This is a genomic window from Enterobacter cloacae complex sp. SHL020 (genome assembly GCF_049236945.1).
Classification (GTDB): Bacteria; Pseudomonadota; Gammaproteobacteria; order Enterobacterales; family Enterobacteriaceae; genus Enterobacter; species Enterobacter dykesii.
In genome coordinates this window covers 512,091-539,057 of sequence record NZ_JBMKJF010000002.1, presented here as the reverse complement: position 1 = coordinate 539,057, position 26,967 = coordinate 512,091, and the positions used below count along the sequence as shown (strand labels likewise).

Below are 26,967 nucleotides of genomic sequence, written 5' to 3'. Positions count from 1 at the left end.
CCCAATCCTCTGAATTTATCCGCGCGGGGCGTCGCCAAAGACGCCGTAGTCCGGTAACTGCACCTGCTGATACGGCTCCCAGCCGCCGCCGAGGGCCTTGTAGAGCGCCACCAGATCAAGCGCGCTCTGCACCTGCGCCTGTGCGCGCTGCTGCTGGGCCTGCGCCAGCTGACGCTGGGCGTCCAGCACGTCGATAAAGCTGGCGATCCCCTGCCGGTAGCTGTCGCTCGCTAAATCAAAGGCGTTTTGCAAGGCGTCGATCGTTTTTGCGAGACCCGCTTCACGCTGCTGGTCGGTGCGATAGCTCACCAGCGCGTTTTCCACATCCCCGAGCGCGGTCAGCACCGTCTGGCGATAGTCCAGCACCGCCGCTCCCTGCTGCGCGCGCGCCACCTTGACGCTGGAGACCAGCCGACCGCCCTGGAAGATGGGAATAGAGACCTGCGGGCCAAAGCTGTAGAAGTGGCTGCTCCAGTCGGTCAGCCAGTTGGTTTCGCTGTTGCGCAGGCCAAACTGCCCGGAGAGCGTAAAGCTCGGGAACAGCTCCGCCACCGAGACGCCGATTTGCGCCGTGGCGGCGTGGAGGTTCGCCTCCGCTTCGCGCACGTCCGGCCGACGGCGCGCCAGCGTGGACGGAATGCCCGTTTGCACAATATCCGGCAAGGCAGGCATCGGCTGCACGCTTTGCAATTCCGCATCCAGCGCCCCCGGCGGCTTGCCGAGCAGGATCGCCAGGCCGTTCATCGCCTGCCGCTCCTGCGCCTGATATTGCGGAAGCTGTGCCTCAAGGTTGCCTAACTGCGCCCGGGCGTTTTCCACGTCCATCTGCGGCGACAGCCCGCCGCGCTGGCGGCTTTCGGTGAGATCCAGCGTCTGCTGCGCGCTTTTAATCTGGGTGTTCAGCGTGGCGATAATGCTCTGCGCCCCGCGCAGCTGAAGCCACGCGCGCGCCACTTCGGCCTCCAGCGACACCAGCGCGTCGTTACGCTGCTCGATGGCGGCTTTCTGCTGCGCTTCGGCGGCTTCCACCTGACGACGCACCTTGCCCCACAGGTCGATTTCCCACTGGGCGTCGAAGCTGCCCTGGTAGAGATTAATCGGCTGCGTCAGCGGCCCTAACGCGCCCCGCAGTTCAGGATCGACATTATCAAGCTGGTCATACACGCCGTGGGATTTCAGCTCTCCTTCCAGGCCAAGCTGCTGGCGCGTTGCCTGCAAATTACCGTTAACCGACGGGTAAAACGCCCCGCCCGCCTGGTTAATCTGCTCGCGGGCCCCGGCGATGCGCAGCACCGTCTGCTGCAGCGTCAGGTTTCCGGCAATGGCGCGCTCAACCAGGCTGTCGAGCTGCGGCGAGCCGAAGGTCTTCCACCAGCGCGGATTGGTCGCGGCTGAGGTAGTTTGCGACTTCACCGCGCTGTCGCCCTTATCGTTCCAGTGCGTGACGGCGGTCGGCGCAGGCTGCTGGTAATCCGGCCCGACGGCGCAGCCTGCCAGCAGCATCATTATCATCAGGGGGTGTAAACGTCTGTGTATCATCAATGTGCTCCTGCACTCCCCTCGCTCTTAACCGGCGAGAGCAACAAACAAAACGGAATCAGTAACAAGGCCACCGCGCTCAGAATGGTGAAGACGTCGATGTAGGCAAGGAAGCGCGACTGCTCAATCATGGTCTGATACATGCGTCCAGTGGCAATCCCGGTGGGGTCCCCTACCTGGGTGGTGAAGTTCTGGATCGCCTGGGCGCTTTCGCGTATCGCCTGCTGGAACTGCTCGTTAAGCGGCGAGGCGTGATACGCCAGATGCGCGCTGTGCGCCTGGGCGCGTTCGGTAATGGCCGCCGTCGAAAGCGATATCCCAACCGAACCCGCGACGTTGCGGAACATGGTAAACAGCGCCGCCGCATCGGCATTCAGCCGCCTCGGTATCGAGATAAACGCAATAGTCGTGAGCGGCACAAACAGGAACCCCAGCCCTATCGACTGGGCGCTGCGGAACAGCACCAGCGTTTCGAAGTCGATATCCGGCGTCAGCGTGCGCGACCAGAAGAACGACACCGCCAGACAGGTAAAGCCAAAGGCGATAATCCAGCGCGTCTGCACCACCGGCATCAGCTTCAGCACCAGCGGGATAGTCAATACAATCAGCACCGCGCCGGGCGACAGCACCAGCCCCGACCAGGTAGCGGTGTAGCCCAAATCCTGCTGCGCCAGCTGCGGGATCACCACGGAACTGCCGTACAAAATCATCGCCATTCCCGCCATCAGCAGACTGGAGATGGCAAAGTTGCGGTCCTTCATGCAGTGCAGATCCACCACCGGCTTTCTGGCATATACCAGCCAGTAGATGGCGCCGATAATGCCGACAAGCGTCAACACGCCGAAGGTGCGGATAAAGTTCGAGTAGAACCAGTCCTCATCTTCTCCCCGGTCGAGCATCACCTGTAGACAGCCCAGCCCCAGCGCGATCAGGCCGATCCCCGTCCAGTCGATAGTCAGCTTCTCTTTTGATTTGCTCTCCCACGGCGGATCTTCCAGCAGCTGGTAGATCGCCAGCACCGTAACAATCCCCACCGGAATATTGATAAAGAACACCCAGCGCCAGGAGTAGTTGTCGGTGATCCAGCCGCCCAGCGTCGGGCCGAGCACCGGCGCAACGATAATCGCAATGGAGGAGAGACCAAACGCTTTGCCCCGGTCTTCGGGTTTGAAGTAGTCGAGCAGCACCGACTGCTGCGTGGGCTGCAGCCCGCCGCCAAAAAAGCCCTGCATCACGCGGAACAGGATGATCTGCCACAGCTCGGTGGCAATCCCGCACAGGAACGAGCAGACGGTAAACATGACGATGCAGATCAGGAAGAACTGCTTGCGGCCAAACACCCGGCTCAGAAACGCCGAGATGGGCAGCACGATGCCGTTCGCCACCAGATAGCTGGTTAACACCCATGTGGATTCGTCATAGCTGGACGAGAGCGAGCCCGCCACGTGGGGGAGAGCCACGTTGACGATGGTGGTATCCAGAATCTCCATGAATACCGCCAGGGTAACGACAATCGCCACCGCCCACGGATTGCTGGCGGGCTTCCAGCTGTCGTGGCTGTGATCCGTCATTCCACCGTCACCTTCGGTGCAACCGACAGCCCCAGCGGCAGCGGTTTGTTTGGATCCAGGCCTTTATCAATCACGATTTTGACCGGCACGCGCTGCACAATTTTGACGAAGTTACCGGTGGCATTTTCTGCCGGGAAGGCGGAGAAGCGCGAGCCGCTGCCCTGCTGGATACTGTCTACGTGGCCCTCGAGCGCCATATCCGGCCAGGCGTCGACGGACACGTTGACCTTATCGCCGGGCTTCATGCGCTCAAGCTGCGACTCTTTAAAGTTCGCCACCACCCACACGTTCGGGGAAACCAGCGAGAACAGCGCCGTTCCCGCCTGCACCAGCGTGCCGGGCTGCACGTTGCGTTTGGTGACAAACCCGTCGAACGGGGCGCGGACTTCGGTGTAAGAGAGGTTCAGATTGGCCGTTTCCAGCTGCGCTTTCGCCTGATCGACCTGACGCTCGCGCGCTTCAACGTTGGTTTCCTGCTGGCGGATTTGCAGCTGGACCTGCTCTGCCACTTCCAGCTGCGCCTGAGCGCTGGCCAGCCCCGCCTGTGCGCTGCGCAGCTGAGCGTTCGCGGAATCGATACTTTGCTGGGTGGTCGCGCGCGGGTCGACGCCGCGCTGGCGACGGTACTCTGCCTGCGCGTTCGCCAGATCGGCCTGCGCTTTCAGCACCTGCGCTTTGGCTTCGTCACGCTGGGCTGGATACTGGACTTTTGAAAGCGCCAGTTGCGCCTGGGCCTGATGCAGCTGCGCGATAGCCAGCCCAAGCTGGGCCTGAGCCTGATCGCGCTGCGCGGTGGTGTCACGCGGATCGATAACCACCAGCAGATCGCCCTTTTTCACGCGCTGGTTGTCGCGCACGCGCAGCTCGGTAACGTAGCCCGCCGTTTTGGGGGCAATCGTCACCACGTCGCCGTCGGTAAAGGCGTCGTCGGTCGTCTCTTCGTTACGGGTTAAAAACCACCAGACCAGCGCCACGACGACCATCACCACCACGACAACGCCGAGGATAATTAACGGTTTCTTGCCCGGGCGCTTACGCTCATTATTGTTTTTGTCCTGCTCGTCAGCAGGCGGGTTTTGATCTTCAGCCATAGTTCAGCAACGGTCCTGTCAGTGAGCGGCATCACACTATGCCGTTCACTAAAGCTAGGACGTTGCTATACGTTTGCCAGGAAAAACTGACAAATTGCGCACTATATGAGAAGGAATAGTCCGAAACCGATCGCCGCGGCCCAAACCAGCATCGGAACCGACCAGACGTGGAAACGCCACCAGATGCGACGGTCGTTGGCCATACGCAGCGCAATCAGGTTTGCCAGCGAGCCGGGCAGCAGCCCAAACCCGCCGATGTTCACCGCCCAGGCCAGAAGCGTATCGGGCGGAACATAGTTGAGCAGCAGAATGGTGGACGGCACGTTGCTGATAAACTGCGACAGGCCAATCGCCGTCAGCCACAGTCCCGGCTGAGACAGCGTGCTGACGCTGTGCAGAACGTTCTGCAGCACCGGAAGCTGGATAAGGAGATGCACATCAATAAACATCGCCATAAAGACCAGCAGCAGCGTCCAGTCCACGCTCACCAGCACGCGACGCGCCAGGACGACAAAGCCCGCGGCAACGAGCAGGACGCCCGCCAGCTCATACTTCAGCTCCAGCGCGAACAGAAAGACGATGTATAACCCGAGACAGCTCCACACCAGGCGCGGCTGCCACTGCGGGCCGGTTGTGCCGCTGTGGTACTGCAGCTTTTTATCCGGAAACGCAAACCAGCACACCGCCATCAGCGACAGCATCATCACCAGCGCCAGAGGGGCCATCTGCCAGGTAAAGGCGGCAAACGACAGACCGGACCGTCCCCAGAGAAGGATATTTTGCGGGTTGCCGATTGGCGTCAGAAGCGAGCCCGCATTGACGGCCAGCGCTTCAAAGATGATCAAGCGGCTGACCGGGATCTCGCAAAGCTTACGCAGCGTGAGCGTGAGGGGCACGATGATAAACAGCGCCACATCGTTGGTCAGAAACGTCGACAGCACCGCGGCGGAGAACACCATAAACAGGGACAGCCTGCGCTCGGTGGCAAAGCGGCGCACCATTTTGCGGCCCAGAACGTCAAAATAGCCGCTCAGCTCGACCCCTTTGGTGAGCATCATCAGGCCGCTCAGGGTAATGATGGTTCGCCAGTCAATCGCGGCGGGCCAGGCGTGTGGCGCAAACGGCACAAAGAGGCTTAACCCTGCGCCAATGAGTAATAAGAGATGGAAGAAACGATCGCGTGCCAGGGCCTGCAGTCCAGGGATTTTCATTCAGCGGAGGGACCATATTTAAGGGTAAATTCGCGAAACTTCACCAGCGTCTCTTCGCTCACGTGGTGTTCCATTCCTTCCGCATCCCGGCGGGCAATCTCCGGGCTGACGCCCAGCACCAGTAAAAAATTCTCGACAAGCTGGTGGCGCTCGCGGCTCTCCTGCGCGAGCTTCTCCCCTTCCGGCGTCAGAAAAACACCGCGCCAGGGGATCATTTCAATTAAGCCCACGGAGGCCAGGCGTTTTAACATTTTAGCGACAGTTGGCTGTGAAACCCCCAGCCTGGCGGCCATATCGACCTGGCGCGCTTCACCAACCTCACGAATCAGATCGGAAATGAGTTCAACATAGTCATCAATCAGTTCACGCCGGTGCGCTTCACGGACCTGGCGAAAACCTTCGACATGTTCTTCAACATTCACCAGTTGCGTCGTTTTCCTGATTGTCGGATGACCTGCGCGACGGTTCATTGTACTTCCTCAGTGGGGTGACGCTTCCAGCGCCCGGTTTCGAGAGCGCACATTGTAAACCATAGCTCCGCAAGCACAAAAAATTAACGAAATAGCCATAGCTATACAATATAGCCTGTGCTATATCTGTATGTAATGCAGTCACCCTTCACGGATCGAAGGGATCAAAACTCAGGAGGTCTTATGAACGAATTCAAGAGGTGCATGACCGTGTTTACCCACTCTCCCTTTAAAGTGCGCTTAATGCTGTTGAACATGCTGTGCGATATGTTTAACAACAAACCGCATCAGGACGACAAACCTTCCCACTAAGCGGCGTTGCGGTACGCCGCTTCATTTTCCCGTCACAATCTCGCTGTAAACTGGCTTCCAGCCGCCTTATTCCCGATCTTTTTTACGGATTTGCAATCCCCTTCGCAAAACATCTGCTTAGCAACTGTTGATATTATTTAGCGCTCGCACTATCTTCTTGCAGCCCTGCACAATTTGCGGCTCGCTGAAGCGGACCCTCATTCCCTCTCCACGCACTGTCAGGCAGGTTATGACCCTTGACGCCAGGGTGAGCACATGGCGTTTTCATCCATGATAGTGACCTATGAATGTAACCCTGATAGATACCGTTGTTACCCGCAGCCGGGCCTTAAGCCCGTGGACGGGTTTTTACTTTTTGCAGTCATTACTGATTAACTTTGCGCTGGGTTATCCCTTTAGTCTGCTCTACGCGGTGGCCTTTACCTGCGTTCTGCATTTGCTGTGGCGAGCCGCACCGCGCGTGCAAAAAGCGTTAATCGGGATCTGTTCGCTGGTCGCTGCACTCTATTTCCCGTTTGGTCAGGCTTACGGCGCGCCAAACTTTAATACCCTGCTGGCGCTGCACTCGACCAATCTGGAAGAGTCAACAGAGATCCTGACGATTTTCCCGTGGTACAGCTACGTGGTCGGGCTCTTTATCTTCGCGTTGGGCGTTATCGCCATCCGCCGTCAGTCGGGCGAGAAAAAATCCTGGGGTAAGATCGAAATACTCTGTCTGGTGTTCAGCGTTGCCGTGGCGTTTGTCGCCCCCATCCAGAATATTCCCTGGGACGGTAAGCTAAGGCTCAGCAATATCGGCTATCCGGTTTTCCGCTTCGTGAAGGACGTCGTTGTCAATAATAAAGAGGTTCTCGACGAGCAGGCGCGCATGGCTGAGCTTTCCAATATGAAAGACACCTGGAACGTGCTGGCCGTTAAGCCGAAATATCACACCTATGTGGTGGTGATTGGCGAAAGTGCCCGTCGCGATGCAATGGGAGCCTTCGGCGGACACTGGGATAACACACCGTTTGCCAGTTCGGTCAAAGGCACGCTGTTTACCGATTACGTCGCGGCCAGCGGCTCGACGCAGAAATCGCTCGGCCTGACGCTTAACCGGGTTGTCGACGGCAAACCCCAGTATCAGGATAATTTCGTCACCCTGGCAAACCGCGCGGGTTTTCAGACGTGGTGGTTCTCTAATCAGGGGCAAATTGGCGAATACGATACGGCCATCGCCAGTATCGCCAAACGCGCTGACGAAGTGCAGTTCCTGAAAAATGGCGACTTCGAAGCCAACAAAAACACCAAAGACGAAGCGCTGTTGAAAATGACAGCACAGGTCTTCGCCACCCCGCGCACCCAGCCTCAGCTGATCGTCCTGCACCTGATGGGGTCGCACCCTCAGGCCTGCGATCGGACTGGCGGGAAGTACGCTGAATTCGTGCAGTCCAAAGAGACCTCTTGCTATCTCTACACCATGACGCAAACCGACGACCTGCTGAGCAAGCTGTACGATCAGCTACGCAATACGGGCGACAGCTTCTCGATGGTCTATTTCTCGGATCACGGGCTGGCGTTTAAAGAGCGTGGTAAAGAGGTGCAGTATCTGGCGCACGATGACAAGTTCCAGCAGAACTTCCAGGTGCCGTTTATGGTGCTGTCGAGCGACGATAAAACGCATCGCGTGATTAAAGCGCGCCGTTCGGCAAATGATTTCCTGCAGTTCTTCTCGCAGTGGACGGGAATTACAGCCGAGCAGATAAAAACGGCTTACCCGTTTGTCTCTAACAAGAAAGCTCCCCCAGTGTACGTTACCAACTTCAAGTTACAGAAAGTTGACTACAACCATCTGGGTACGGATATTTTTGATATAAAGAGTAAGTAGCGGTCCGATGCCCTCACCCTGGCCCTCACCCCACGGGGAGAGGAAAAAAGACAAAAAAAATCCGCCACATTGGGCGGATTTTTTATTTAATCACCGAAGTGATTAGAAGCGGTAACCTACGCCCGCGATCCAGGTGCCAACGTCAACGTTGCGGATACGGCTCTGCTCATAGGAGAAGTCCAGAGCAACGTCCTGGATTGGGTTGAACTGCAGGCCTGCGCCATAGGAGAAGCCATAGTCGCTGTTGCTTGCAGTGCGGCTTTCGCTCTGGTTTTCAGTCTGCTGGAATTTACCGTAACCAACACCTACAACACCGTAGATGCTCGCCCAGTCGTTCAGACGGTAGGCTGGACCAGCGGTGATGCCGTAGTACTGGCCTTTGTTGTATGCGCCGTTTTCAGAACGATCTTTCTCGGTGTAGGTGAAAGAACCGATCACGCCCAGTGGATTGTTATCCTGTTCGTAGCGATACTTCAGGTTGAAACCGTTAGCTTTGTTCATCACGCCCTGATAGTCGCTCTGAGCGTAACCACCAGTAACAGTAGAAGTAGCAGCTACAGCGGTACCTGCGGAAACAGCCAGTACAGCGGCCAGTGCTGAAAGACATGCAATTTTTTTCATAACCACCTCAAATGTGCTTCAAGTAAGTCCGTAAGTTTTAAATATATCAAAAAAATTTGCGAAACTCTTTGTGATTCGTGATGTCTAATGAAACCTTTCCTGTAACAGAACGTTTCCAGCGTCAGCTATCTCTTTCAAATCACATGCAATTTTCACTACTAAATGCGCATAGTGCGCGCAAGCGCCGTTACATTCATCCAGATTATTCCTAATCTATCAGGCGATAAATCCACCAGCGCTTAACCATTTTACGGATTTCACGAGGTTTTTTTTCAACAGCGCCTCAACCGTTGCCGCTTATTTCCTTTACACTGCAACCTTTACCTCATTTGACATAAGCTGACAGGAGAAAGGATGCCTGGGTTATCCCGCACGTCGTCGGTCTGGTTGCCGGTCGCAGTCATACTCATTGCCATGTTGTCCATTCAAAGCGGTGCTTCGCTTGCAAAATCTCTTTTTCCGCTGGTAGGGGCACCAGGGGTGACAGCCCTGCGTATCGTGCTGGGCACGGCGATACTGGTGGTCATTTTCAAACCCTGGCGTCTGCGCTTCAAAAAGGAGCAGCGTTTACCCCTGCTGTTTTATGGACTCTCCCTTGGGGCAATGAACTATCTGTTCTACCTCTCTATTCAGACGATACCGCTGGGGATCGCCGTCGCGCTGGAGTTTACCGGCCCGCTGGCGGTGGCGCTTTTCTCCTCGCGACGTCCGGTCGATTTTATCTGGGTCGTGTTAGCCGTTCTGGGCTTATGGTTCCTGCTGCCGCTGGGCCAGAGCGTCGCTGAGATCGATCTGACGGGCGCAGCCCTGGCGCTGGGTGCTGGCGCCTGCTGGGCAGTCTATATCCTCACGGGCCAGCGTGCAGGAGAAGAGCACGGTCCGGCGACCGTCGCGCTGGGGTCCCTGATCGCTGCCATCGTCTTTGTGCCCATCGGCATGGCGCAGGCGACCGAATCTATCTGGCAATGGTCGGTCATGCCCATCGGGCTGGCGGTCGCGATTCTCTCTACCGCACTCCCCTACTCTCTGGAGATGATTGCCCTTACGCGTCTGCCGACGCGCATATTTGGCACGCTGATGAGCATGGAGCCTGCGCTAGCCGCCATTTCCGGGATGGTGTTTCTCGGCGAAACTCTGACATTGACCCAGACGCTGGCGCTCTGCTCGATTATCGCGGCATCAATGGGCTCGACGCTCACCATGCGCCCGGAACCTAAAGTTGAGAAAGTGGATATCAGCTAAGGCCATATATTCTGCATGGCTTCCATGCCATGCAGAATAAAGGCCAAAAAGACAGACGTTATAATTTTTTACATTCTTTGCGCTATTTTCGAAATAGCCCTCTGCGTTTACACGCCTATCCAGCAATTAAGATTGATCTGTATCAAGTTAAAAATAACTCTTTAATTTCAATTAATTAAATTCTCAAGCCACTTCTCGCTATTAAACCGATAGGCACAGCCAAACCGCAGAGAAAAAATCCGGTGCTATACTTAGTTCCGTAATTACCTGGGACATAAACATCAAGAGGATATGAGATTATGAGTACCGCTAAACTGGTGAAAACGAAAGCGTCTAATCTGCTTTATACCCGTAACGATGTATCGGATAGCGACAAAAAAGCGACCATTGAGTTGCTGAATCGCCAGGTGATCCAGTTCATCGATCTTTCGCTGATCACCAAACAGGCCCACTGGAATATGCGCGGTGCAAACTTTATTGCCGTTCATGAAATGCTGGATGGCTTCCGCACAGCACTGGTGACCCACCTCGATACGATGGCTGAACGTGCCGTTCAGCTAGGCGGCGTGGCGCTGGGTACCACGCAGGTGATCAACAGCAAAACGCCACTGAAGAGTTATCCGCTGGATATCCATACCGTTCAGGATCACCTGAAAGAGCTGGCGGACCGCTACGCGATTGTGGCCAATGACGTGCGCAAAGCGATTGGCGAAGCCAAAGACGAAGATACCGCAGATATTTTCACCGCCGCCTCCCGCGACCTGGACCAGTTCCTATGGTTTATCGAATCTAACATCGAATAATTCATACGAATTTTCTATCAAACCCTCGCCCTCCGGTGAGGGTTTTGCACATCTGTGGTGCACAGTTTTTGTCTGTACACCTGCAAAAGTGAACGAAATGTAATAATCACCTCACACAACCGTTAACGGAAGATTGTTTTTTCGTCAGAATTTACGCTAAATATCTCCCCGTCAGTTAAGCCAAACGAAGCGCACCAAAACGGTGCTCCACTTTGGTGCAACAAAGCCTCATTGCCCCATTTATTGTGCAATGCATGACATCATCCCCTTTGCAAAACAATAGCTTGTAAAGTTGGCACGATTTTTTCATTGTGCCACCTGTTCTCGCAGGGGATCGCCCCGTGGATATAAAAGGAAATGCTATGAAGTCTGTATTAAAAGTTTCACTGGCTGCACTTACCCTGGCTTTTGCAGTGTCCTCTCAGGCTGCCGACAAACTGGTTGTGGCGACCGACACGGCGTTCGTTCCGTTTGAATTCAAACAGGGTGATAAATACGTTGGTTTTGATGTGGATCTGTGGGCCGCTATCGCAAAAGAACTCAAGCTGGATTACACCCTGAAGCCTATGGACTTCAGCGGCATCATCCCGGCACTGCAAACCAAAAACGTTGATCTGGCACTGGCAGGCATCACCATTACCGATGAACGTAAAAAAGCGATCGACTTCTCTGACGGCTACTACAAAAGCGGCCTGCTGGTGATGGTCAAAGCCGATAATAACGACGTAAAAAGCGTGAAAGATCTCGACGGCAAAGTGGTGGCTGTGAAGAGCGGAACCGGTTCTGTTGATTACGCGAAAGCAAATATCAAAACCAAAGACCTGCGTCAGTTCCCGAACATCGACAACGCGTACATGGAACTCGGCACCAACCGTGCTGACGCTGTTCTGCACGACACGCCTAACATCCTGTACTTCATCAAGACAGCCGGTAACGGCAAGTTCAAAGCCGTTGGCGAGTCTCTGGAAGCGCAGCAGTACGGTATCGCGTTCCCGAAAGGCAGCGACGATCTGCGCACGAAAGTTAACGGCGCGCTGAAAACGCTGAAAGAGAACGGCACCTATAACGAAATCTACAAAAAATGGTTCGGCACCGAGCCTAAATAATAAGACGTAAAAATGACGTTCACTCGGGGGCGACCTTTCGCCCCTGCTATTTTTGAAACACGGTAACAGTAACAGGAAATTATCATGCAGTTTGACTGGAGCGCCATCTGGCCTGCCATTCCTATCTTGCTTGAAGGCGCTAAAATGACCCTGTGGATTTCGGTCCTGGGTCTGGTTGGTGGGTTGATTATCGGTCTTGTCGCCGGTTTCGCCCGCACCTACGGCGGCTGGATCGCAAACCACATCGCACTGGTTTTCATCGAAGTGATCCGCGGCACGCCTATTGTCGTGCAGGTCATGTTCATCTACTTCGCCCTGCCTATGGCGTTCACCGACCTGCGCATCGACCCGTTCAGCGCAGCCGTCGTCACCATTATGATCAACTCAGGCGCCTACATTGCGGAAATCACCCGCGGTGCGGTGCTGTCGATTCATAAAGGTTTCAGTGAAGCCGGTCTGGCGCTAGGTCTTTCTCGTCGCGAAACGATCCGCCACGTTATTCTGCCGCTGGCGCTGCGTCGCATGCTGCCGCCGCTCGGTAACCAGTGGATCATCAGCATTAAAGATACGTCGCTGTTCATTGTTATCGGCGTGGCCGAGCTGACCCGTCAGGGGCAAGAGATCATTGCTGGCAACTTCCGCGCGCTGGAAATCTGGAGTGCGGTAGCCGTTGTCTACCTGATCATTACTCTGGTTCTGAGCTTCGTTCTGCGTCGTCTTGAAAGAAGGATGAAAATCCTGTGATTGAATTTAAAAACGTTTCCAAGCACTTTGGCCCAACCCAGGTGCTGCACAATATCGATCTGAACATCAAACAGGGTGAAGTGGTAGTGATTATCGGGCCTTCCGGCTCCGGTAAATCCACCCTGCTGCGCTGCATCAACAAGCTGGAAGAGATTACCAGCGGCGATCTGATCGTCGACGGCCTGAAGGTAAACGACCCGAAAGTGGACGACCGTCTGATTCGTCAGGAAGCGGGCATGGTCTTCCAGCAGTTCTACCTGTTCCCGCACCTGACGGCGCTGGAAAACGTGATGTTTGGCCCGCTGCGCGTGCGCGGTGCCAGCAAAGCGGCAGCGGAAGCGCTGGCAAAAGATCTGCTGGCGAAAGTCGGCCTGGCAGAACGTGCGCACCACTACCCTTCCGAGCTGTCCGGCGGTCAACAGCAGCGCGTGGCGATTGCCCGCGCGCTGGCGGTCAAACCGAAAATGATGCTGTTTGATGAGCCAACCTCTGCGCTTGACCCGGAGCTGCGTCACGAGGTGCTGAAAGTCATGCAGGATCTGGCGGAAGAAGGGATGACGATGGTGATCGTAACCCACGAAATCGGCTTTGCTGAAAAAGTGGCGTCCCGCCTGATCTTTATTGATAAAGGCCGTATCGCGGAAGACGGTAATCCACAGGAATTGATTGCGAACCCGCCGAGCCAGCGTTTGCAGGAGTTCCTGCAGCACGTCTCCTGATCCATCGCTTTACGCTAAGCCGGGCTTGCCCGGCTTTTTTACGCCAGATTGTTCCCAAAAATCCCCCTCCTCGCCCCGACTTCTATACTTATCATTTTGTTCGACATTTTCACCGGAGGACGCCGTGCCGTGGATCCTGTTGTTGCTGATTAGCCTGTTTAGTGCGCCATCGTTCGCCGTCGCGATCCCCGGAGTGACCACCGGAAACACCGCTACCCAGCAAAGTACGCCGCCTCCGGAACCCGATGTTGAACAGAAAAAAGCCGCCTACGGTGCGCTTGCCGACGTCCTTGAAAACGACACCTCCCGGCAGGAGCTCATTGGCCAGCTGCGCAAAGCCGCCGCCACGCCGCCGCAGGAGTCGGTGCCAACCCTCACCCCTCCGCAGGTTGAGGAGCAAAAAACGGTGCTGGAAAACGTCACCGACGTGAGCCGCCACTATGGGGAAGCGCTCTCCTCGCGCTTCGCTCAGCTTTACCGCAACCTGATTGGCTCACCGCATAAGGCATTTAATCCGCAAACGTTTACCGCCGCCGCCACGCAGTTCCTGATGCTGGCGGGTGCGGTATTTCTTTTTTACTGGCTGGTGCGCCTGTGCGCGTGGCCGCTGTACCGCAAAATGGGGCAATGGGGACGCAGGAAGAATCAGCATAAAAGCAGCTGGCTGCATCTGCCGTTGATGATAGCCTCTGCGTTTATCATCGATTTACTGCTGCTGGCGTTGACGCTGTTTTTAGGCCAGATGCTGGCCGACAGGCTGAATGCAGGCAACAAAACCATCGCCTTCCAGCAGTCGCTTTTCCTGAATGCCTTTGCCCTGATTGAGTTCTTCAAGGCGCTGCTGCGGTTACTCTTTTGTCCGCACGTGCCGGAGCTGCGTCCTTTCTCCATTCGGGATGCGAGCGCGAAGTACTGGGCGCTGCGTCTGAGCGTGCTCAGCGGGCTGATTGGCTACGGCCTGCTGGTTGCCGTGCCAATCATCTCTAACCAGGTGAACGTCCAGTTTGGCGCGCTGGCAAACGTCCTAATCATGATCTGCATTACCGTCTGGTCGCTGTATCTGATCTTCCACAATAAAAAAACCATAACCCAAAGTCTGCTGAATCTGGCCGATCGCTCCCTCTCGTTTTTTAGCCTCTTTATTCGCGCGTTCGCCCTGGTGTGGCACTGGCTGGCAAGCGCTTACTTCATCGTGCTGTGCTTCTTCTCGCTGTTCGACCCGGGCAATAGCCTGAAATTTATGATGGGGGCGACGTTCAAAAGCCTGGCCATTATCGGCATCGCGGCGTTTGTGTCGGGGCTGCTGTCGCGCTGGATCTCGAAGACCATCACCCTGTCGCCGCAGGTCCAGCGGAGTTACCCGGAACTGCAAAAGCGGGTAAACGGCTGGATGTCGGTATCGCTCAAAGTGGCGCGCATTCTCACCGTCTGCGTGGCGATTATGCTGCTCCTGAATGCGTGGAGCCTGTTTGATTTCTGGAACTGGCTGCACAACGGTGCGGGTGAAAAAACGGTCGATATCCTGATTCGCATCGCGCTGATTTTGTTCTTCTCCGCCGTTGGCTGGACGCTGCTGGCGAGCCTTATTGAGAACCGCCTGGTATCGGATATTCACGGCAGGCCGCTGCCCAGCGCCCGGGCACGAACGCTGTTAACCCTGTTCCGCAACGCGCTGGCGGTGATTATCAGCACCATCACCATCATGATCGTGCTGTCGGAAATCGGCGTGAATATTGCCCCGCTGCTGGCGGGTGCCGGTGCCCTTGGGCTGGCGATCTCCTTCGGGTCGCAAACGCTGGTGAAGGATATTATTACCGGCATCTTTATCCAGTTTGAGAACGGGATGAACACGGGCGATCTGGTGACCATCGGACCGTTAACCGGCACCGTGGAGAGAATGTCCATCCGTTCGGTTGGCGTGCGTCAGGACACCGGGGCCTACCACATCATCCCCTGGTCTTCGATCACCACCTTCGCCAACTTTGTGCGCGGGATTGGTTCCGTTGTGGCGAACTACGATGTGGATCGCCACGAGGATGCGGACAAAGCGAAGCAGGCGCTGCGCGATGCGGTAGAAGAACTGATGCTGATGGAAGATATTCGCGGGCTGGTGATCGGAGAGCCGTCATTTGCCGGCATCGTCGGGCTGACGAACACGGCGTTTACCCTGCGCGTGTCGTTCACCACCCAGCCGCTGAAGCAGTGGACGGTGCGCTTTGCCCTCGACAGCATGGTGAAGAAACACTTCGATCTGGCGAACGTGCGGATGCCCGTGCAGACGTATCAGGTATTGCCGCCACCCGCATCGCCGCTCCCGCCGCAGGAGCCGACGCTGTAACCGAGCCGGGTGGCGGCTTCGCCTTACCCGGCCTACGACAGGGTGCTATTTGCGACGTTTGTTATTGTCCATAAACGACCAGGCGATAAAGCGGCTCTGTTTCTGGCCCTGCGCCATCTCTTTTTTCACCACTTTTACGGCGCCCGCTTCGGTCAGCGCGCGGTAGAGCGGCGGCAGGTTATCCCCGCGGGAAACCAGCGTCGTGAACCACTTCACCTGACGGCCAAACTGTTTGCTTTCCGCAATCATGCGCAGAATAAACGCCACTTCGCCCCCTTCACACCAGAGCTCCTGCTGCTGACCACCGAAGTTCAGCGCAGCATCTTCAGCCTGACCCAGGTTACGGCGCTTGCGCTCGCTGCCCGCACGGGCCGATGCCGCCGAATCATGGAACGGCGGGTTGCACATCGTGGCGTCATAGCTTTCGTTTTTGTGAATAATGCCGTTGAAGATCGACCCTGCATCTTTCTGACGACGCAGGCGAATGGCGCGGCTCATTCCCGGGTTAGCGCTGATAATCGCCTGGGCGCTGGCAAAGGCCTCGTCACCGATTTCGCTTCCGGTAAAGCGCCACTGATATTCATGCGCCCCGATCAGCGGGTAAATCAGATTCGCCCCGGTGCCAATATCCAGAATGGTGGCCTGCGGCGGAACAACACCCTCATTGCCTTCGGCAAGAAGGTCGGCAAGGTGATGAACGTAATCCGCGCGGCCCGGCACAGGGGGACAGAGAAAGCCTTCCGGAATATCCCAGTGAGCCACACCGTAGAAATGCGCCAGCAGGGCTTTGTTCAGCATTTTAACCGCCTGCGGGTCGGCAAAGTTGACCGAGGGCTCACCCGCTGGGGTCTGAACAAGATAGTCCTGCAGCGGCGGGCAGCTCAGGCATAACGCGTTCATGTCGTAGCGGCTGCGGTGGCGATTTCGCGGGTGCAATCCCGGCTTTTGGGCAGTCATGGCATTCTCCTTTAAACAGCGGCGTAAGATACCCTTTGCTGGCCCAACGGTAAATCTTTCTCTGCGGCGCTCAAAAACTCGCCACAAATCAAACACCTTTATGTCTATGATCCGTCAGCGAATTGTCAATTTACATCGTTCAAAAAATAAGCAGATCATCATCAAATATTTGCGCTAAGTCACACTCGTCAGGCTTCTAAACTTAAAGGGAATCACCTGTTGTTTCCTCATGAGGATGTGATTATGAAAAAGTACCTGACCCTTGCTGTTATCGCCGGCGTTCTGGCGACCGCTTCATTTTCTGCCATGTCCGTTCAGTCGCTGACCGAGAGTAACGATACCAGCCAGCTGCGTCCAGCAGGCACCGTTTCGGTAAGCCGTGCCAGTAACCTTGACGACCTACAGGCTAAACTCGCCGAAAAAGCCCGTCAGGAAGGTGCAAAAGGATTTGTGGTGAACTCCGCTGGCGGAGATAACCATATGTACGGCACTGCGACCATCTATAAATAACCTGTCTCCTCCACAAGACTGCATCTGCCCAACGGGTGCAGTTCTCTTCTCCCTTCGCCTTGATTGTTTATTTTTTAACCCCATAGTAAACGTATGGCCTAAACCGATTTCAGGAGGACGCTATGGCTTCCGGCTGGGCAAATGACGACGCTGTTAACGAACAGATCAACAGTACAATTGAAGATGCGGTTGCGCGTGCCCGCGGTGAAATTCCGCGCGGCGAAAGCTTAACGGAATGCGAAGAATGCGGAGACCCTATTCCGGAGGCGCGCCGAAAAGCCATTCCCGGCGTACGGCTTTGCATTGCCTGCCAGCAGCATAAAGATTCAAAAAATGCATCATGCTCGGGATATAATCGCAGAGGTTCGAAAGACAGCCAGTTACGTTGACTTTGCTTTACCGAAGCTAACCGAGAGCACGCGTTCCTTTACGCTCACGGTTTTTAGCCAGACGCGTAGCAAAACGTGCCCTTCGTAGCGCTTCTGTAAAGCGCTTCCGCAAGAAGTGTAAAGGGGTGCTTTGAATTTATTAATATTCAATAAGTTATTTGTCATTCAATTTTTTTGAGCAACCACGTCAATTCTCTTCGATTTTATCACTCGCAAAAAACCGTGATACTTATCACATCGACGGAACATCGTCCCCTTAACAGAAACACCTGCGAGAGATTAATTATGAAAACCATCAAATATGCTGTAGCTGCTGTTGCCCTGTCCGCTCTGTCTTTCGGCGCTTTCGCCGTAGAGCCTGTCTCTACTACTCAGGCACAGAACATGAACAAAGTTGGTGTGGTAAGTGCTGATGGCGCCACCACGCTGGACGGTCTGGAAGCCAAACTGGCTGAGAAAGCCGCTGCTGCCGGTGCAAGCGGATACACCATTACTTCCGCTAACGGCAATAACAAGCTGAGCGGTACCGCGGTTATCTACAAATAATCGCCTGAACGAATGCTGTTCCCTCGCCAAACCCTCTGGTGAGCTGCTCCAACCCTCATTGACCCTGTTGTTTGTTACCCTTGCTTGCCCGTCCGCCACTGGACGGGCTTTTTTTTGTCTAAAACGCCTGCGCCACGCGTTCAAGCCCGGCCTGAATGGATTCCACTTCTCCGGTTGCCAGCAAACAGCAGGCCATCTGCAGCTTGATTGAATGCGGAACAGGAACATTTCCGGCAAGACACTGCTCAATCCAGTGGGCTGTAGTATGGGGATCTTTTGCCTCAGGCAGTATCACACCGGTATTCTCTTCCCCGCGTTCCAGAATGGCGCGCGTACCTGCAGAATCAATCAGCATCACCTGCGGGCAGCGCTGCGGGTTGGCATAAACCTCGCCTTCCGTGCCGTGCATCAGCAACGCTCTTCCGCCAATTGCCTCAAAGAATTGCCCCACGCGCGCCACGTATTCCGGGTGCGAGACGCTGGAAAGACGCAGAGCGGCATCTTCGCCAAACGGCGTGGCCAGTTTCGCCAGCGTGTGCGCGCTGTTGCGCACGCCCATGCGCCAGCGCATATCGAGCTGCTTTTCCAGCGGCGGGCAGAGCGTGCCGACCGGGATATAAACAGGCTGATGGCCATCCAGCTTCGCCTGCGCCTGACCTGCATGACGCGTGGGCTCAACGCCCAGCATCCCGAAAATGGTCTCCGTCAGCACGCGGGTGGGATCTTCGCTGACGCCGTGCACCACCACCGGGAACCCCAGCTTGTGTAATAAGATAGCGAGCAGCGGGGTTAAATTTGCCTGCTTGCGCGCACCGTTGTAGCTCGGGATGACGATTGGCATCGGTTTAGCCACCGGCGGCGTTAAGCGCAGCGTTTGCGCCTGCATGGCATCATAGAAGCCGCGCATCTCCGCTTCACCTTCGCCTTTAATACGCAGCGCAATAAGAATACCGCCCAGCTCCAGCTCAGGTACCTCGCCGTTAAGCATGCGGGTATAAAGCGCACGCGCGGTTTCATGGTCCAGGTCGCGGGCATGGTTTTTCCCGCGCCCTACCTCTTTGATAATTTTGCGATAATCCACGACATTCCTCCTGACAGCCTTATCTTGTTAACAATATAGCCCTGATGATGTCGCCGCTGTTAGTTTTTTTGCCCACCCTGCGGTTTTTTATAATCAATTGTTTTAGTAAGAAAAATTATTTTGCAAGAATTAATTGAATTATTTGGAAGCCGCGCGGGACCTTTCCCGGCCTGAATTTTCTGATTAAATACTCAGCGGTGAGTAGTTGAGACATAACTTCGAATAATGCGGGATGCAGAGGTCGAAAGGAGAAACATACAGGTTTAAATATGAAAAAAGTAACTTTAGGTTTATTCATTGCTGCCGCTTTGGGATGCTCTGCATCTTCTTTCGCAGCATCCACCGGTGAAGGGCAAATTAACTTCACAGGTGAAATTATCGATTCCGCCTGTCAGGTGGTTAACGGCTTAAGCAGTCCGCTGAATGTTGCGCTGGGCAAAGTCTCCAAAACAACATTTACCGGCGCAGGCTCTACCAGCACCTTAACGAAATTTGATATTCAGTTAAAAGACTGCCCGGAAACGGTCACGTCTGCAGCCATCAATTTCGGTGGTACGCCCGACGCGGATAATAATACCACGCTGGCCTTGACCCCGGGTGCGACGACGGCAACCGGCGTGGCGATTCAGCTGGTTGATTCTTCCGAACAGCCCGTCAGTTTATATACGCCTTCGAAGCAGTATCCTTTAGCTGCTGGCACGACGGTAAATAATCTGGAGTTTGGCGCACGTTATATTCAGACTCAGGCATCGATCACTGCCGGGCAGGCTAACTCAGCGTCTACTTTTACCGTTATTTATAACTGATACGTTCAATAAGGAGATATTCACCTTCACGCGAAGGTTAATATCTCCTCTTTCTTTGAGACAGATTTATGCGACACAGTTATTTATTAAGCGCACTTTTACTGACCGCAGTAACAGCCCATGCAGGTGTAATAATTAATGGCACCCGACTGGTTTATCAGGGAGAGAAAAAAGAGTCTTCGATTGGGATTTCCAATCCGGATGATATTAACTATCTGGTACAATCCTGGGTGGATACCGGTTTGAAAAAAGGCGGTAAAGCACCGTTTCTGATTACCCCGCCCCTGTTCCGTCTGAACGCTAAAGAAGATAACGTGCTGCGCGTGGTGCGCACCGGCGAAAATATGCCAGAAGATCGCGAGTCGTTATACTGGTTAAATATTAAAGCCATTCCTTCTTCAAGCCATGAACAGGGCGTTAATACATTACAAATAGCCATCAATACCCGTATTAAATTGCTGTATCGCCCTGCATCGATTAAAGGCAAACCCGAAGAAGTGGCAGATAAACTGGAATGGCACCGCGAAGGCAACGATCTGGTGGTAAACAACCCCACGCCTTTCTATATGAATTTCCAGAGCGTAACGCTGAACGGCCAAAAAGTGGCAAAAGCGACCTGGGCTGTGCCTGATACCTCTACCCGCTTTGCCCTTCCTGCAAATATGAACGGTAACACCGTAAACTGGTCGGTCATTAACGATTACGGAAGCATCAGTAAAACCTGGTCTGCATCCGTTCGTTAATACTCTATTTGACGCCTGGATAATCATGTACAGCACAACTAAGCCGCTATTCCGTCGACTGAGTGAAATGCTGCCCACTTTTTGTGGGATAGCGGTGACATGCTGCGCGCTGCAGGCCCACGCTGATGATTATTTTAACCCTGCCCTGCTGGATATTGATAATCCAGAGCAGGCAAAGACCGATCTCTCTGTATATGAAAACGGTCCCGGTCAGGCACCGGGTAAATATCAGGTCACGATGTTCGTCAATAACAATAAAGTCGACACACGTGACGTCCTTTTTACATTACAAAAAGATGCGCAGGGAGATAATTCTCTGCAGCCTTGCCTGAGCCTGGATGAATTAACGCATCTGGGTATCAAAACCAAAGATTATCCAAAGCTGGCGGTAAAAGGGGAATGCGCGGATCTGAGCGCTATCCCTTCGGCCTCGGCGACTTTCCGCATCAAAAACCAGCAACTATTGCTGAGTATTCCCCAGTCGGCGCTGGGCCAGGTGCCTCGCGGCTATATCGATCCGAAAGAGTATGACGAAGGGATCACCGCGGGCATCCTGAACTATAGCGTTAACGCCAGCCAAAGCCACGCCCGCCAGCAAGGGGAAGCGGACAAAAGCAGCCAGTTTATTAACCTGCGCCCCGGCTTTAACACCGGTGCCTGGCGCGTGCGTAATTACAGCACCTGGAATCACAATTCGGATGGCGGTCAGGACGACGGCAAGCTGACCCCGGTCTATACCTATGCCCAGCGCGATATAGTGGGGCTGAAGAGCGAGATGACCGTGGGTCAGAGCAGCACCCAGGCCGACGTTTTCGACAGTGTCTCTTACACTGGTGCACAGCTGGCTACCGAAAGCGACATGCTGCCGGACAGCGAGCGCGGGTATGCCCCGGTGGTTCGCGGCACGGCGCACAGTAACGCCCAGGTGGTGGTTCGCCAGAATGGCTACGTTATCTATCAAAACACCGTGGCCCCCGGTGCGTTTGAGATTAACGATCTCTACCCCACCGGCAGCAGCGGCGATCTGAACGTCACGGTAAAAGAGACCGACGGCAGCGAGAGTCATTTCGTGGTGCCGTTTGCCTCCGTGCCGGTGCTGCAGCGGGAAAAACACCTGAAGTACAGCGTCGCGGCAGGGCGTTACCGTTCATACGATAAAGAGGTTGAGAAGACCCCTTTCGCCCAGGGCAGCGCCATCTATGGCCTGTCACATGGCGTCACCGTTTATGGCGGTACACAGCAGAGTTCGCATTACCACTCCACCGCGCTCGGGGCGGGGAAAAACTTTGGCGATCTCGGCGCGTTCTCCGTAGACGTTACCCGCGCCAAAGCGTTACTGAAAAAGCGCAAAACCAGCAAAGGGCAATCCCTTCGTCTGCGCTACAGCAAAAATTTTACCGCGACCGGCACTAGCTTCTCGCTGGCGGGCTATCGCTACTACAGCAAAGGCTTTTACACCCTGCAGGACACTATGGAGTCCTGGACCCGTGCAAACGACTGGTCTGCTCCACAGCCGCGCCGCGCGCGGGCGGAGGCCACCATCGACCAGACGCTGGGCGATAAGTGGGGTTCGGTGACGCTAAGCCTGGTGAAAGAGCGTTACTGGAGCCAGAGTCAGGATATGACCTCACTGAGCGTTAACTACAACAACAGCTGGCACGGTGTGAGCTATAGCCTGAGCTACAGCGTCAATAAAAACAGCGACGACACTGACGAGGACGGTAAATCCATCAGCTATGACCGACAAATCGGCCTCAACGTGTCGGTTCCGCTCGACCGCTGGCTGCCTGACACCTGGGCAAACTACAGCCTGAACAACAGTAAAGACGGCACCACTCACAACCTGGGCCTGAATGGTACCGCGCTGGAGGGGGACAAGCTGAGCTGGAACGTTCAGCAGGGGCTGGAAAGCGCCAATAACAACAGTTCCACCAGTATGAATGCGGATTACAAAGGCACCTACGGTGAAGTGCGCGGCGGCGTAAGCCAGGACAGCCATCAGCACACTGTGAACGCAGGGATCCAGGGCGGCATCGTCGCCCACTCTGACGGCGTCACCTTCGGCCAGACCCTGGGCGAAACCGTGGTGCTGATTAAAGCGCCGGGCACACATGGCACGCACGTTGCCAACCAGACGGGCGTGGAAACGGACTCTCGAGGCTATACGCTGGTGCCGTTTGTCACGCCGTGGCGTCACAACCCCATTTCACTGGACACGGAGACACTGCCAGAAGATGCCGACGTCACGCACGCCTCGCAGACGGTCACACCGTCACGCGGCGCGGTAGTTCGCGCCAGCTTTGATACCCGCGTGGGCAAACGCGTCTTAATGACGCTGGCCTGGAAAGACAAACCACTGCCCTTCGGCGCAACGGTCACCACGGAAGATAAGAGCAGTGAATTTATCGTCGGCAACGACGGCCTGGTGTATCTCACCGGCCTGCCGCAGCACGGACGCCTTTTCGTTTCCTGGGGCAAGGAGGCGAGCGAGCATTGCGTCGCCGATTACGCCCTGATGCAGGAGAAGGATGACACCAACATTATTAACGCTGCCGCGCAGTGTCACTGATTAACACCGGACCGATCATAATGCAGATAGCAAAATCGTTTTTCTTACTTGTCGTTCTGGCGACGGCAGCCCTCTTTATGCCGCATGCAAAGGCCGACTGTGTCTCACCAAATTTACCAGCGCTGCTATCGTTAGCGTCTATTTCAGTGCCCACCAGCCTGCCCGTGGGGTCGACCATTCCAGGAACAGAACGTTCCGTCCACGCAACAGGAAACTGTGATTACGCACCGGATGCAGGCCAACCCATCATTGCATGCTATAACGGCTTTGGTAACGAGATACCCGGGATCCCTGGCGTCTATGAAACAGGCGTTGCCGGAATCGGTGTGTCGATACGAAATACTAAAGGAGTGCGCGTAAGAGGGGCTGCAGACCAGGTCTGTTCGGCTATAACGCCCTTAGGACTGGTGTCAGATACAATGACCAATGGGTCATATCCATTTAATTTTGACGCCACGCTGGAGCTGGTGAAAACCAGTGAGACTGTAGCGTCTGGTTCACTGACGACGAGTAATACGCAATTCAACCTCGCTGTCAGACGGCTTGACGCCGTAGGTGAACCAAACACCATCTCCTACTCAGGTAACGTGGTGGTTAAAGAAGTCACCTGCACCGTTTCACCCAAATCCCTGACTATCATACTGGGTGATTTTCCGGTGAGCCGCTTTACCGGGGCAGGAACCGTGGTTTCCCAGTCGGTATTCAATATCGGCATGCTCTGCGATCGGGATGTTGAGCCGGAAATGATGATCGCCAGCGCCAATGGCTATGAAACGAATTTTCCCGGCGTGATCAAATTAACGCCGGAAAGCGGCGTAGCGACCGGCGTCGGGGTGAAAATGCTCTTTAACGGTCAGATACCTGCTTTCGGGCAATATATGAGCACCTTTACCACCTATGCCAATATTCAGTCGCAATATCCCTTCAGCGTCTCTTACGAACAAACCAGCGCGGAGGTGACCCCCGGAACGGCGAATGCCGTCGCAACCATTACGGTGGCCTACAAATGAAAACCTTATTAGCCCTTTTACTGCTTGGAGTAGCCAGCCAGAGCCTGGCGGAGGAGATTCAACTCGATATTCGCGGAAACATTTACGCCAACGCCTGCCAGGTGGACAGCGCCAGCCAGAACCTGACGGTCAATCTGGGCAAAGCGAACACCGGCGATTTTAAGGATGTGGGCGATACCGGACAATGGAGATCATTCGACTTAACCCTGTCGAAATGCCCAACCACTGCCGTGCTGGCCACGGCCACCTTTCACGGTCAGCCAGACAGCATTCATCCGACTAAATTCGCCAGCAGCGGAACCGCGAAAGGACTGGCGCTGGAACTTGCCGACCCGCAGGATCAGATCTCGCTAGCCCCGGACGCCAGCTTCAGCGTGTTGATCAACCAGGACGATCATACGGCGGATTTCCCGCTGGCCGCCCGCTATTACGCTACCTCATTGCCGGTCACGGCAGGAACCTTCAGCAGCGTGGTGCAGGTAACTTTTATTTATCAGTAGGTCTGCGCCCCTTAGCACGGACGCTTTTCTTACGCACGGCGGTGAGTTTGACCGGCTGTTTTTTTACCTCAGGCACCTCCGGCTGTTCGATCGGGAAGATCGGCAGCGCGTTCAGAAGCCGTTGGCCGTAATTTTTGGTGAGCAGGCGTTTGTCATAAATCACCACCTCCCCCCAGCAGCCGTGGCTACGAATCAGACGCCCGACCTGCTGAATCAGGTTAAACGACGCCGCAGGTAAACTCTGCACCTCAAACGGATAGCGGTTGAGGCTTTTCAGCCATTCGCCTTCGGTGATCACCACCGGGCTGTCGATAGGCGGGAAGGCGATTTTATGGATATGCACCTGCGTCAGGTAGTCCCCTTTCAGATCCAGACCTTCAGCAAACGACTGCAAACCCACCAGAACGCTGCGCTCGCCGTTATCAATGCGCTTACGGTGGGTTTCCACCAGCCGGTAGCGCGGCTGATCGCCCTGCACCAGCAGGAGTAAACGCAAATCGGTGACGTGTTCCAGGAAGCGCTGCATCGCCCGCCCGCTGGCAAACAGCACCAGCATACCGGGGTATTTTTTACTCTCGACCTGCTCGCGGAAGTAGGCCGCCATCTCCGCAATGTGCTGCTCTTCGTTGTCGATAAGCGGCTCGAATTTCATGCGCGGAATGACCAGCTTGCCCTGCTCGCAGTGGTTAAACGGCGAGTCCAGCGCCACGAAACGGTCCCCCGCTTTCTCTTTTAGCCCGCTCATCTCCTGCAAACGAGAAAAACTGTTCAGGGAGCGCAGCGTGGCGGAGGTGACAACCACGTGCGGCACGCTGCGCCAGATCAGCTTTTCCAGCTGATCGGCCACGCGGATGCCCACGCAGTGGAAAAAGAGATGGACCTGCCCGTCCCGCACTTCGCGGGTGGCCCATTTGGTGACCGGTGCGCCGGACGCCTGCGCCATCGAGGCCAGCCGCCAGAGCTTGCTCTGCGCTTCGAACATGCCCAGCGCGCGGTTCATCTGCAGCAGAACGCGGTGCAGACGCACAACGTCATGCGAGCCCGTTTTCTCGCTGAGATCGTTTAAGAACATCTCCGCCAGCCCGCGCAGCTTTTCCAGATGCTTCGCCAGCTGCTGGCAGATCTCCATCACCTCTTCCGGTAGCTCACCCATCGCAAAGCGGTGTTCAGCTTCCTGGGTTGCCGGAAGATAAAGATTCAGGATGTTGTTCAGCGATGAAATGAGGCTATAGACCTCTTCACAGTGGTCGCTCAGCCGCTCCGGCACCGCCAGCGGCGGCGTGGTTTTCGGACGGAATTGATCCATGCAGGTCGCCACCAGCTTGCAGAAAAGATCCAGCTGCAGGCGGAACCAGGGGGCGGTAATTTCGGCGCTCATCTCCAGCGCGTCGCGCGCTACGTCCGGCAGATGGTGTCCTTCGTCGAGCACCAGCAGCAGGTTTTTGGGCTCCGGCAGCACCGCTTCGCTCTCCAGCGCCGCCATTACCAGCGCGTGGTTTGCCACAACCACTTCGGCTTCCTGAATTTCGCGTCGGGCGACAAAGAACGGGCACTCCCGGTAGTAGTGACAGTTGCGGTTCAGGCAGCTGGCTTTGTCGGTGCTGAGCCTGCGCCACAGGTCGTCGCTGATGGCCTGGCTGGTGTGATCCCGCAAGCCGTCCCACTTATAGCCGTCGAGCTCGGCTTTGAGTTTTGCACACTGCTCCTGCTCGGCCTTATTGTTTGGCGTCAGCTCGTCGTCCAGAAACGCAAGCAGATCCTGCTGATTCGGCTCGCTGCTGGCCAGCGCCGCCAGGTTACGCGGGCACACGTAGCGCCCGCGACCAAAGGCGGCCGTAAACCGCAGGTCGGGGATGATTTTGCGCAGCAGCGGTAAATCTTTGCTGAAGATCTGATCCTGCAGCGCCACGTTGGCGGTGCTGACCACCAGCGTTTTGTCCTCTTCTCGCGCAATCGCAATGCCGGGAATGAGATACGACAGGGTTTTCCCGACGCCGGTCGGGGCTTCAATCGCCAGATGTCGCCCGTCGTCCCCGGCGAGCGTTTTTGCCACGTCGGCAATCATCTGCCGCTGCGGCGCTCGGGGGATAAAGTCGGGGATCTGCTGTTGTAGCGCCTTATACCATGCGCCAATTTGCGCCTTGAGCGCAGCGGTTAAAGCCATCGGAAAACCTGAAACACTGTATAAACAGCCACTATTGTGGCACTTTCTCTTCGCTGCC

Annotated in this window: 25 protein-coding genes; 16 read left to right on the top strand and 9 right to left on the bottom strand. The window is 55.5% G+C overall.

Features of this window, described 5'->3' with window-relative positions; all coding sequences use genetic code 11:
- Positions 1-15 precede the first annotated feature (15 nt).
- The 5 genes from ACOTZB_RS07680 to mntR all read right to left on the bottom strand — a co-directional run bounded on the left by ACOTZB_RS07680 (position 16) and on the right by mntR (position 5,882).
- Positions 16-1,539, bottom strand: coding sequence for an efflux transporter outer membrane subunit (locus ACOTZB_RS07680; RefSeq protein WP_421626824.1), 1,524 nt, complete (start codon positions 1,537-1,539; stop codon positions 16-18).
- A complete protein-coding gene (locus ACOTZB_RS07675) occupies positions 1,539-3,110 on the bottom strand; it encodes a DHA2 family efflux MFS transporter permease subunit (protein WP_047653240.1) in 1,572 nt (523 codons plus the stop codon). The genes ACOTZB_RS07680 and ACOTZB_RS07675 overlap by 1 nt, the downstream gene beginning before the upstream one ends.
- On the bottom strand, positions 3,107-4,201 hold the full coding sequence (locus ACOTZB_RS07670; protein ID WP_193804777.1) for an HlyD family secretion protein: 1,095 nt from the start codon (positions 4,199-4,201) through the stop codon (positions 3,107-3,109). The genes ACOTZB_RS07675 and ACOTZB_RS07670 overlap by 4 nt, the downstream gene beginning before the upstream one ends.
- A 101-nt stretch (positions 4,202-4,302) precedes the next feature.
- Entirely contained in the window at positions 4,303-5,412 is a 1,110-nt protein-coding gene (locus tag ACOTZB_RS07665; RefSeq protein WP_421626823.1) for an anion transporter, read from the bottom strand.
- Positions 5,409-5,882: a manganese-binding transcriptional regulator MntR gene (gene mntR / locus ACOTZB_RS07660; protein WP_045355726.1), complete on the bottom strand. Its 474-nt coding sequence runs from the start codon at positions 5,880-5,882 to the stop codon at positions 5,409-5,411. Before mntR ends, ACOTZB_RS07665 begins: the two co-directional genes overlap by 4 nt.
- A gap of 183 nt (positions 5,883-6,065) precedes the next feature.
- On the opposite strand from mntR, the gene mntS reads away from it, so the two are divergent.
- Positions 6,066-6,194 (top strand): manganase accumulation protein MntS, encoded by a 129-nt coding sequence (gene mntS / locus ACOTZB_RS07655; protein WP_014831181.1) that lies wholly within the window; start codon positions 6,066-6,068, stop codon positions 6,192-6,194.
- A gap of 283 nt (positions 6,195-6,477) precedes the next feature.
- Positions 6,478-8,061 carry a phosphoethanolamine transferase gene (locus ACOTZB_RS07650; RefSeq protein WP_421626822.1) on the top strand — a complete coding sequence of 528 codons (1,584 nt, stop codon included), beginning with the start codon at positions 6,478-6,480 and terminating at the stop codon, positions 8,059-8,061.
- Between the two features lie 102 nt (positions 8,062-8,163).
- Here the strand turns inward: ACOTZB_RS07650 and ompX are convergent, their stop codons facing one another.
- The gene (ompX, locus tag ACOTZB_RS07645) at positions 8,164-8,682 is read right to left on the bottom strand and encodes an outer membrane protein OmpX (protein WP_023310884.1); all 519 of its coding nucleotides are present in this window, start codon (positions 8,680-8,682) and stop codon (positions 8,164-8,166) included.
- Positions 8,683-9,036: 354 nt separating this feature from the next.
- Between ompX and rhtA the strand changes: the two genes are divergently transcribed.
- The 6 genes from rhtA (at position 9,037) to ybiO (ending at position 15,634) form a co-directional block, all read left to right on the top strand.
- Positions 9,037-9,924, top strand: a complete 888-nt coding sequence (rhtA, locus tag ACOTZB_RS07640) for a threonine/homoserine exporter RhtA (protein WP_023334998.1) — start codon at positions 9,037-9,039, stop codon at positions 9,922-9,924.
- Positions 9,925-10,223: 299 nt separating this feature from the next.
- Positions 10,224-10,727 (top strand): DNA starvation/stationary phase protection protein Dps, encoded by a 504-nt coding sequence (gene dps / locus ACOTZB_RS07635; RefSeq protein WP_010428924.1) that lies wholly within the window; start codon positions 10,224-10,226, stop codon positions 10,725-10,727.
- A 362-nt stretch (positions 10,728-11,089) separates the two neighbouring features.
- Positions 11,090-11,833 (top strand): glutamine ABC transporter substrate-binding protein GlnH, encoded by a 744-nt coding sequence (gene glnH / locus ACOTZB_RS07630; RefSeq protein WP_013097464.1) that lies wholly within the window; start codon positions 11,090-11,092, stop codon positions 11,831-11,833.
- An 84-nt stretch (positions 11,834-11,917) separates the two neighbouring features.
- Complete coding sequence (gene glnP, locus ACOTZB_RS07625; protein WP_014169254.1) at positions 11,918-12,577, top strand: glutamine ABC transporter permease GlnP; 660 nt, start codon at positions 11,918-11,920, stop codon at positions 12,575-12,577.
- The gene (glnQ, locus tag ACOTZB_RS07620) at positions 12,574-13,296 is read left to right on the top strand and encodes a glutamine ABC transporter ATP-binding protein GlnQ (protein ID WP_023310879.1); all 723 of its coding nucleotides are present in this window, start codon (positions 12,574-12,576) and stop codon (positions 13,294-13,296) included. Before glnP ends, glnQ begins: the two co-directional genes overlap by 4 nt.
- Positions 13,297-13,420: 124 nt before the next feature.
- Positions 13,421-15,634, top strand: coding sequence for a mechanosensitive channel protein (ybiO, locus tag ACOTZB_RS07615; protein ID WP_421626821.1), 2,214 nt, complete (start codon positions 13,421-13,423; stop codon positions 15,632-15,634).
- A gap of 45 nt (positions 15,635-15,679) precedes the next feature.
- On the opposite strand, the gene rlmF is transcribed toward ybiO, so the two are convergent.
- Positions 15,680-16,591 (bottom strand): 23S rRNA (adenine(1618)-N(6))-methyltransferase RlmF, encoded by a 912-nt coding sequence (gene rlmF / locus ACOTZB_RS07610; RefSeq protein WP_348940357.1) that lies wholly within the window; start codon positions 16,589-16,591, stop codon positions 15,680-15,682.
- Between the two features lie 243 nt (positions 16,592-16,834).
- Here rlmF and mcbA point away from each other — a divergent pair, with 243 nt between their 5' ends.
- From mcbA to ybiJ, 3 genes are all read left to right on the top strand, one after another.
- Positions 16,835-17,101: a DUF1471 family periplasmic protein McbA gene (gene mcbA, locus ACOTZB_RS07605; RefSeq protein WP_126328078.1), complete on the top strand. Its 267-nt coding sequence runs from the start codon at positions 16,835-16,837 to the stop codon at positions 17,099-17,101.
- A 122-nt stretch (positions 17,102-17,223) separates the two neighbouring features.
- Positions 17,224-17,490: a DksA/TraR family C4-type zinc finger protein gene (locus ACOTZB_RS07600; protein ID WP_193804782.1), complete on the top strand. Its 267-nt coding sequence runs from the start codon at positions 17,224-17,226 to the stop codon at positions 17,488-17,490.
- Between the two features lie 285 nt (positions 17,491-17,775).
- Positions 17,776-18,036, top strand: a complete 261-nt coding sequence (gene ybiJ / locus ACOTZB_RS07595) for a DUF1471 family protein YbiJ (protein WP_193804783.1) — start codon at positions 17,776-17,778, stop codon at positions 18,034-18,036.
- A gap of 118 nt (positions 18,037-18,154) precedes the next feature.
- Here ybiJ and ybiB read toward each other — a convergent pair whose 3' ends face one another.
- Complete coding sequence (gene ybiB / locus ACOTZB_RS07590; RefSeq protein WP_126328077.1) at positions 18,155-19,117, bottom strand: DNA-binding protein YbiB; 963 nt, start codon at positions 19,115-19,117, stop codon at positions 18,155-18,157.
- Between the two features lie 269 nt (positions 19,118-19,386).
- Here ybiB and ACOTZB_RS07585 point away from each other — a divergent pair, with 269 nt between their 5' ends.
- The 5 genes from ACOTZB_RS07585 (at position 19,387) to ACOTZB_RS07565 (ending at position 24,745) form a co-directional block, all read left to right on the top strand.
- A complete protein-coding gene (locus tag ACOTZB_RS07585) occupies positions 19,387-19,923 on the top strand; it encodes a fimbrial protein (RefSeq protein ID WP_047650644.1) in 537 nt (178 codons plus the stop codon).
- A 68-nt stretch (positions 19,924-19,991) separates the two neighbouring features.
- Complete coding sequence (locus ACOTZB_RS07580; protein ID WP_193804785.1) at positions 19,992-20,666, top strand: fimbrial biogenesis chaperone; 675 nt, start codon at positions 19,992-19,994, stop codon at positions 20,664-20,666.
- A gap of 25 nt (positions 20,667-20,691) precedes the next feature.
- Positions 20,692-23,235, top strand: coding sequence for a fimbria/pilus outer membrane usher protein (locus ACOTZB_RS07575; RefSeq protein WP_421626820.1), 2,544 nt, complete (start codon positions 20,692-20,694; stop codon positions 23,233-23,235).
- A 419-nt stretch (positions 23,236-23,654) separates the two neighbouring features.
- Positions 23,655-24,245: a fimbrial protein gene (locus ACOTZB_RS07570; RefSeq protein WP_421626819.1), complete on the top strand. Its 591-nt coding sequence runs from the start codon at positions 23,655-23,657 to the stop codon at positions 24,243-24,245.
- A complete protein-coding gene (locus ACOTZB_RS07565; protein WP_368524886.1) occupies positions 24,242-24,745 on the top strand; it encodes a fimbrial protein in 504 nt (167 codons plus the stop codon). Before ACOTZB_RS07570 ends, ACOTZB_RS07565 begins: the two co-directional genes overlap by 4 nt.
- Here the strand turns inward: ACOTZB_RS07565 and dinG are convergent.
- Positions 24,732-26,909, bottom strand: coding sequence for an ATP-dependent DNA helicase DinG (dinG, locus tag ACOTZB_RS07560; protein ID WP_421626818.1), 2,178 nt, complete (start codon positions 26,907-26,909; stop codon positions 24,732-24,734). The genes ACOTZB_RS07565 and dinG overlap by 14 nt on opposite strands.
- Between the last annotated feature and the right edge of the window lie 58 nt (positions 26,910-26,967).

Bases quoted from the DNA above. Each gene is read 5' to 3' on its own strand.
- ACOTZB_RS07680 (WP_421626824.1), bottom strand. From the start codon at position 1,539: ATGATACACAGACGTTTACACCCCCTGATGATAATGATGCTGCTGGCA.
- ACOTZB_RS07675 (WP_047653240.1), bottom strand. From the start codon at position 3,110: ATGACGGATCACAGCCACGACAGCTGGAAGCCCGCCAGCAATCCGTGG.
- ACOTZB_RS07670 (WP_193804777.1), bottom strand. From the start codon at position 4,201: ATGGCTGAAGATCAAAACCCGCCTGCTGACGAGCAGGACAAAAACAAT.
- ACOTZB_RS07665 (WP_421626823.1), bottom strand. From the start codon at position 5,412: ATGAAAATCCCTGGACTGCAGGCCCTGGCACGCGATCGTTTCTTCCAT.
- mntR (WP_045355726.1), bottom strand. From the start codon at position 5,882: ATGAACCGTCGCGCAGGTCATCCGACAATCAGGAAAACGACGCAACTG.
- mntS (WP_014831181.1), top strand. From the start codon at position 6,066: ATGAACGAATTCAAGAGGTGCATGACCGTGTTTACCCACTCTCCCTTT.
- ACOTZB_RS07650 (WP_421626822.1), top strand. From the start codon at position 6,478: ATGAATGTAACCCTGATAGATACCGTTGTTACCCGCAGCCGGGCCTTA.
- ompX (WP_023310884.1), bottom strand. From the start codon at position 8,682: ATGAAAAAAATTGCATGTCTTTCAGCACTGGCCGCTGTACTGGCTGTT.
- rhtA (WP_023334998.1), top strand. From the start codon at position 9,037: ATGCCTGGGTTATCCCGCACGTCGTCGGTCTGGTTGCCGGTCGCAGTC.
- dps (WP_010428924.1), top strand. From the start codon at position 10,224: ATGAGTACCGCTAAACTGGTGAAAACGAAAGCGTCTAATCTGCTTTAT.
- glnH (WP_013097464.1), top strand. From the start codon at position 11,090: ATGAAGTCTGTATTAAAAGTTTCACTGGCTGCACTTACCCTGGCTTTT.
- glnP (WP_014169254.1), top strand. From the start codon at position 11,918: ATGCAGTTTGACTGGAGCGCCATCTGGCCTGCCATTCCTATCTTGCTT.
- rlmF (WP_348940357.1), bottom strand. From the start codon at position 16,591: ATGACTGCCCAAAAGCCGGGATTGCACCCGCGAAATCGCCACCGCAGC.
- mcbA (WP_126328078.1), top strand. From the start codon at position 16,835: ATGAAAAAGTACCTGACCCTTGCTGTTATCGCCGGCGTTCTGGCGACC.
- ACOTZB_RS07600 (WP_193804782.1), top strand. From the start codon at position 17,224: ATGGCTTCCGGCTGGGCAAATGACGACGCTGTTAACGAACAGATCAAC.
- ybiJ (WP_193804783.1), top strand. From the start codon at position 17,776: ATGAAAACCATCAAATATGCTGTAGCTGCTGTTGCCCTGTCCGCTCTG.
- ACOTZB_RS07585 (WP_047650644.1), top strand. From the start codon at position 19,387: ATGAAAAAAGTAACTTTAGGTTTATTCATTGCTGCCGCTTTGGGATGC.
- ACOTZB_RS07580 (WP_193804785.1), top strand. From the start codon at position 19,992: ATGCGACACAGTTATTTATTAAGCGCACTTTTACTGACCGCAGTAACA.
- ACOTZB_RS07575 (WP_421626820.1), top strand. From the start codon at position 20,692: ATGTACAGCACAACTAAGCCGCTATTCCGTCGACTGAGTGAAATGCTG.
- ACOTZB_RS07570 (WP_421626819.1), top strand. From the start codon at position 23,655: ATGACCAATGGGTCATATCCATTTAATTTTGACGCCACGCTGGAGCTG.
- ACOTZB_RS07565 (WP_368524886.1), top strand. From the start codon at position 24,242: ATGAAAACCTTATTAGCCCTTTTACTGCTTGGAGTAGCCAGCCAGAGC.
- dinG (WP_421626818.1), bottom strand. From the start codon at position 26,909: ATGGCTTTAACCGCTGCGCTCAAGGCGCAAATTGGCGCATGGTATAAG.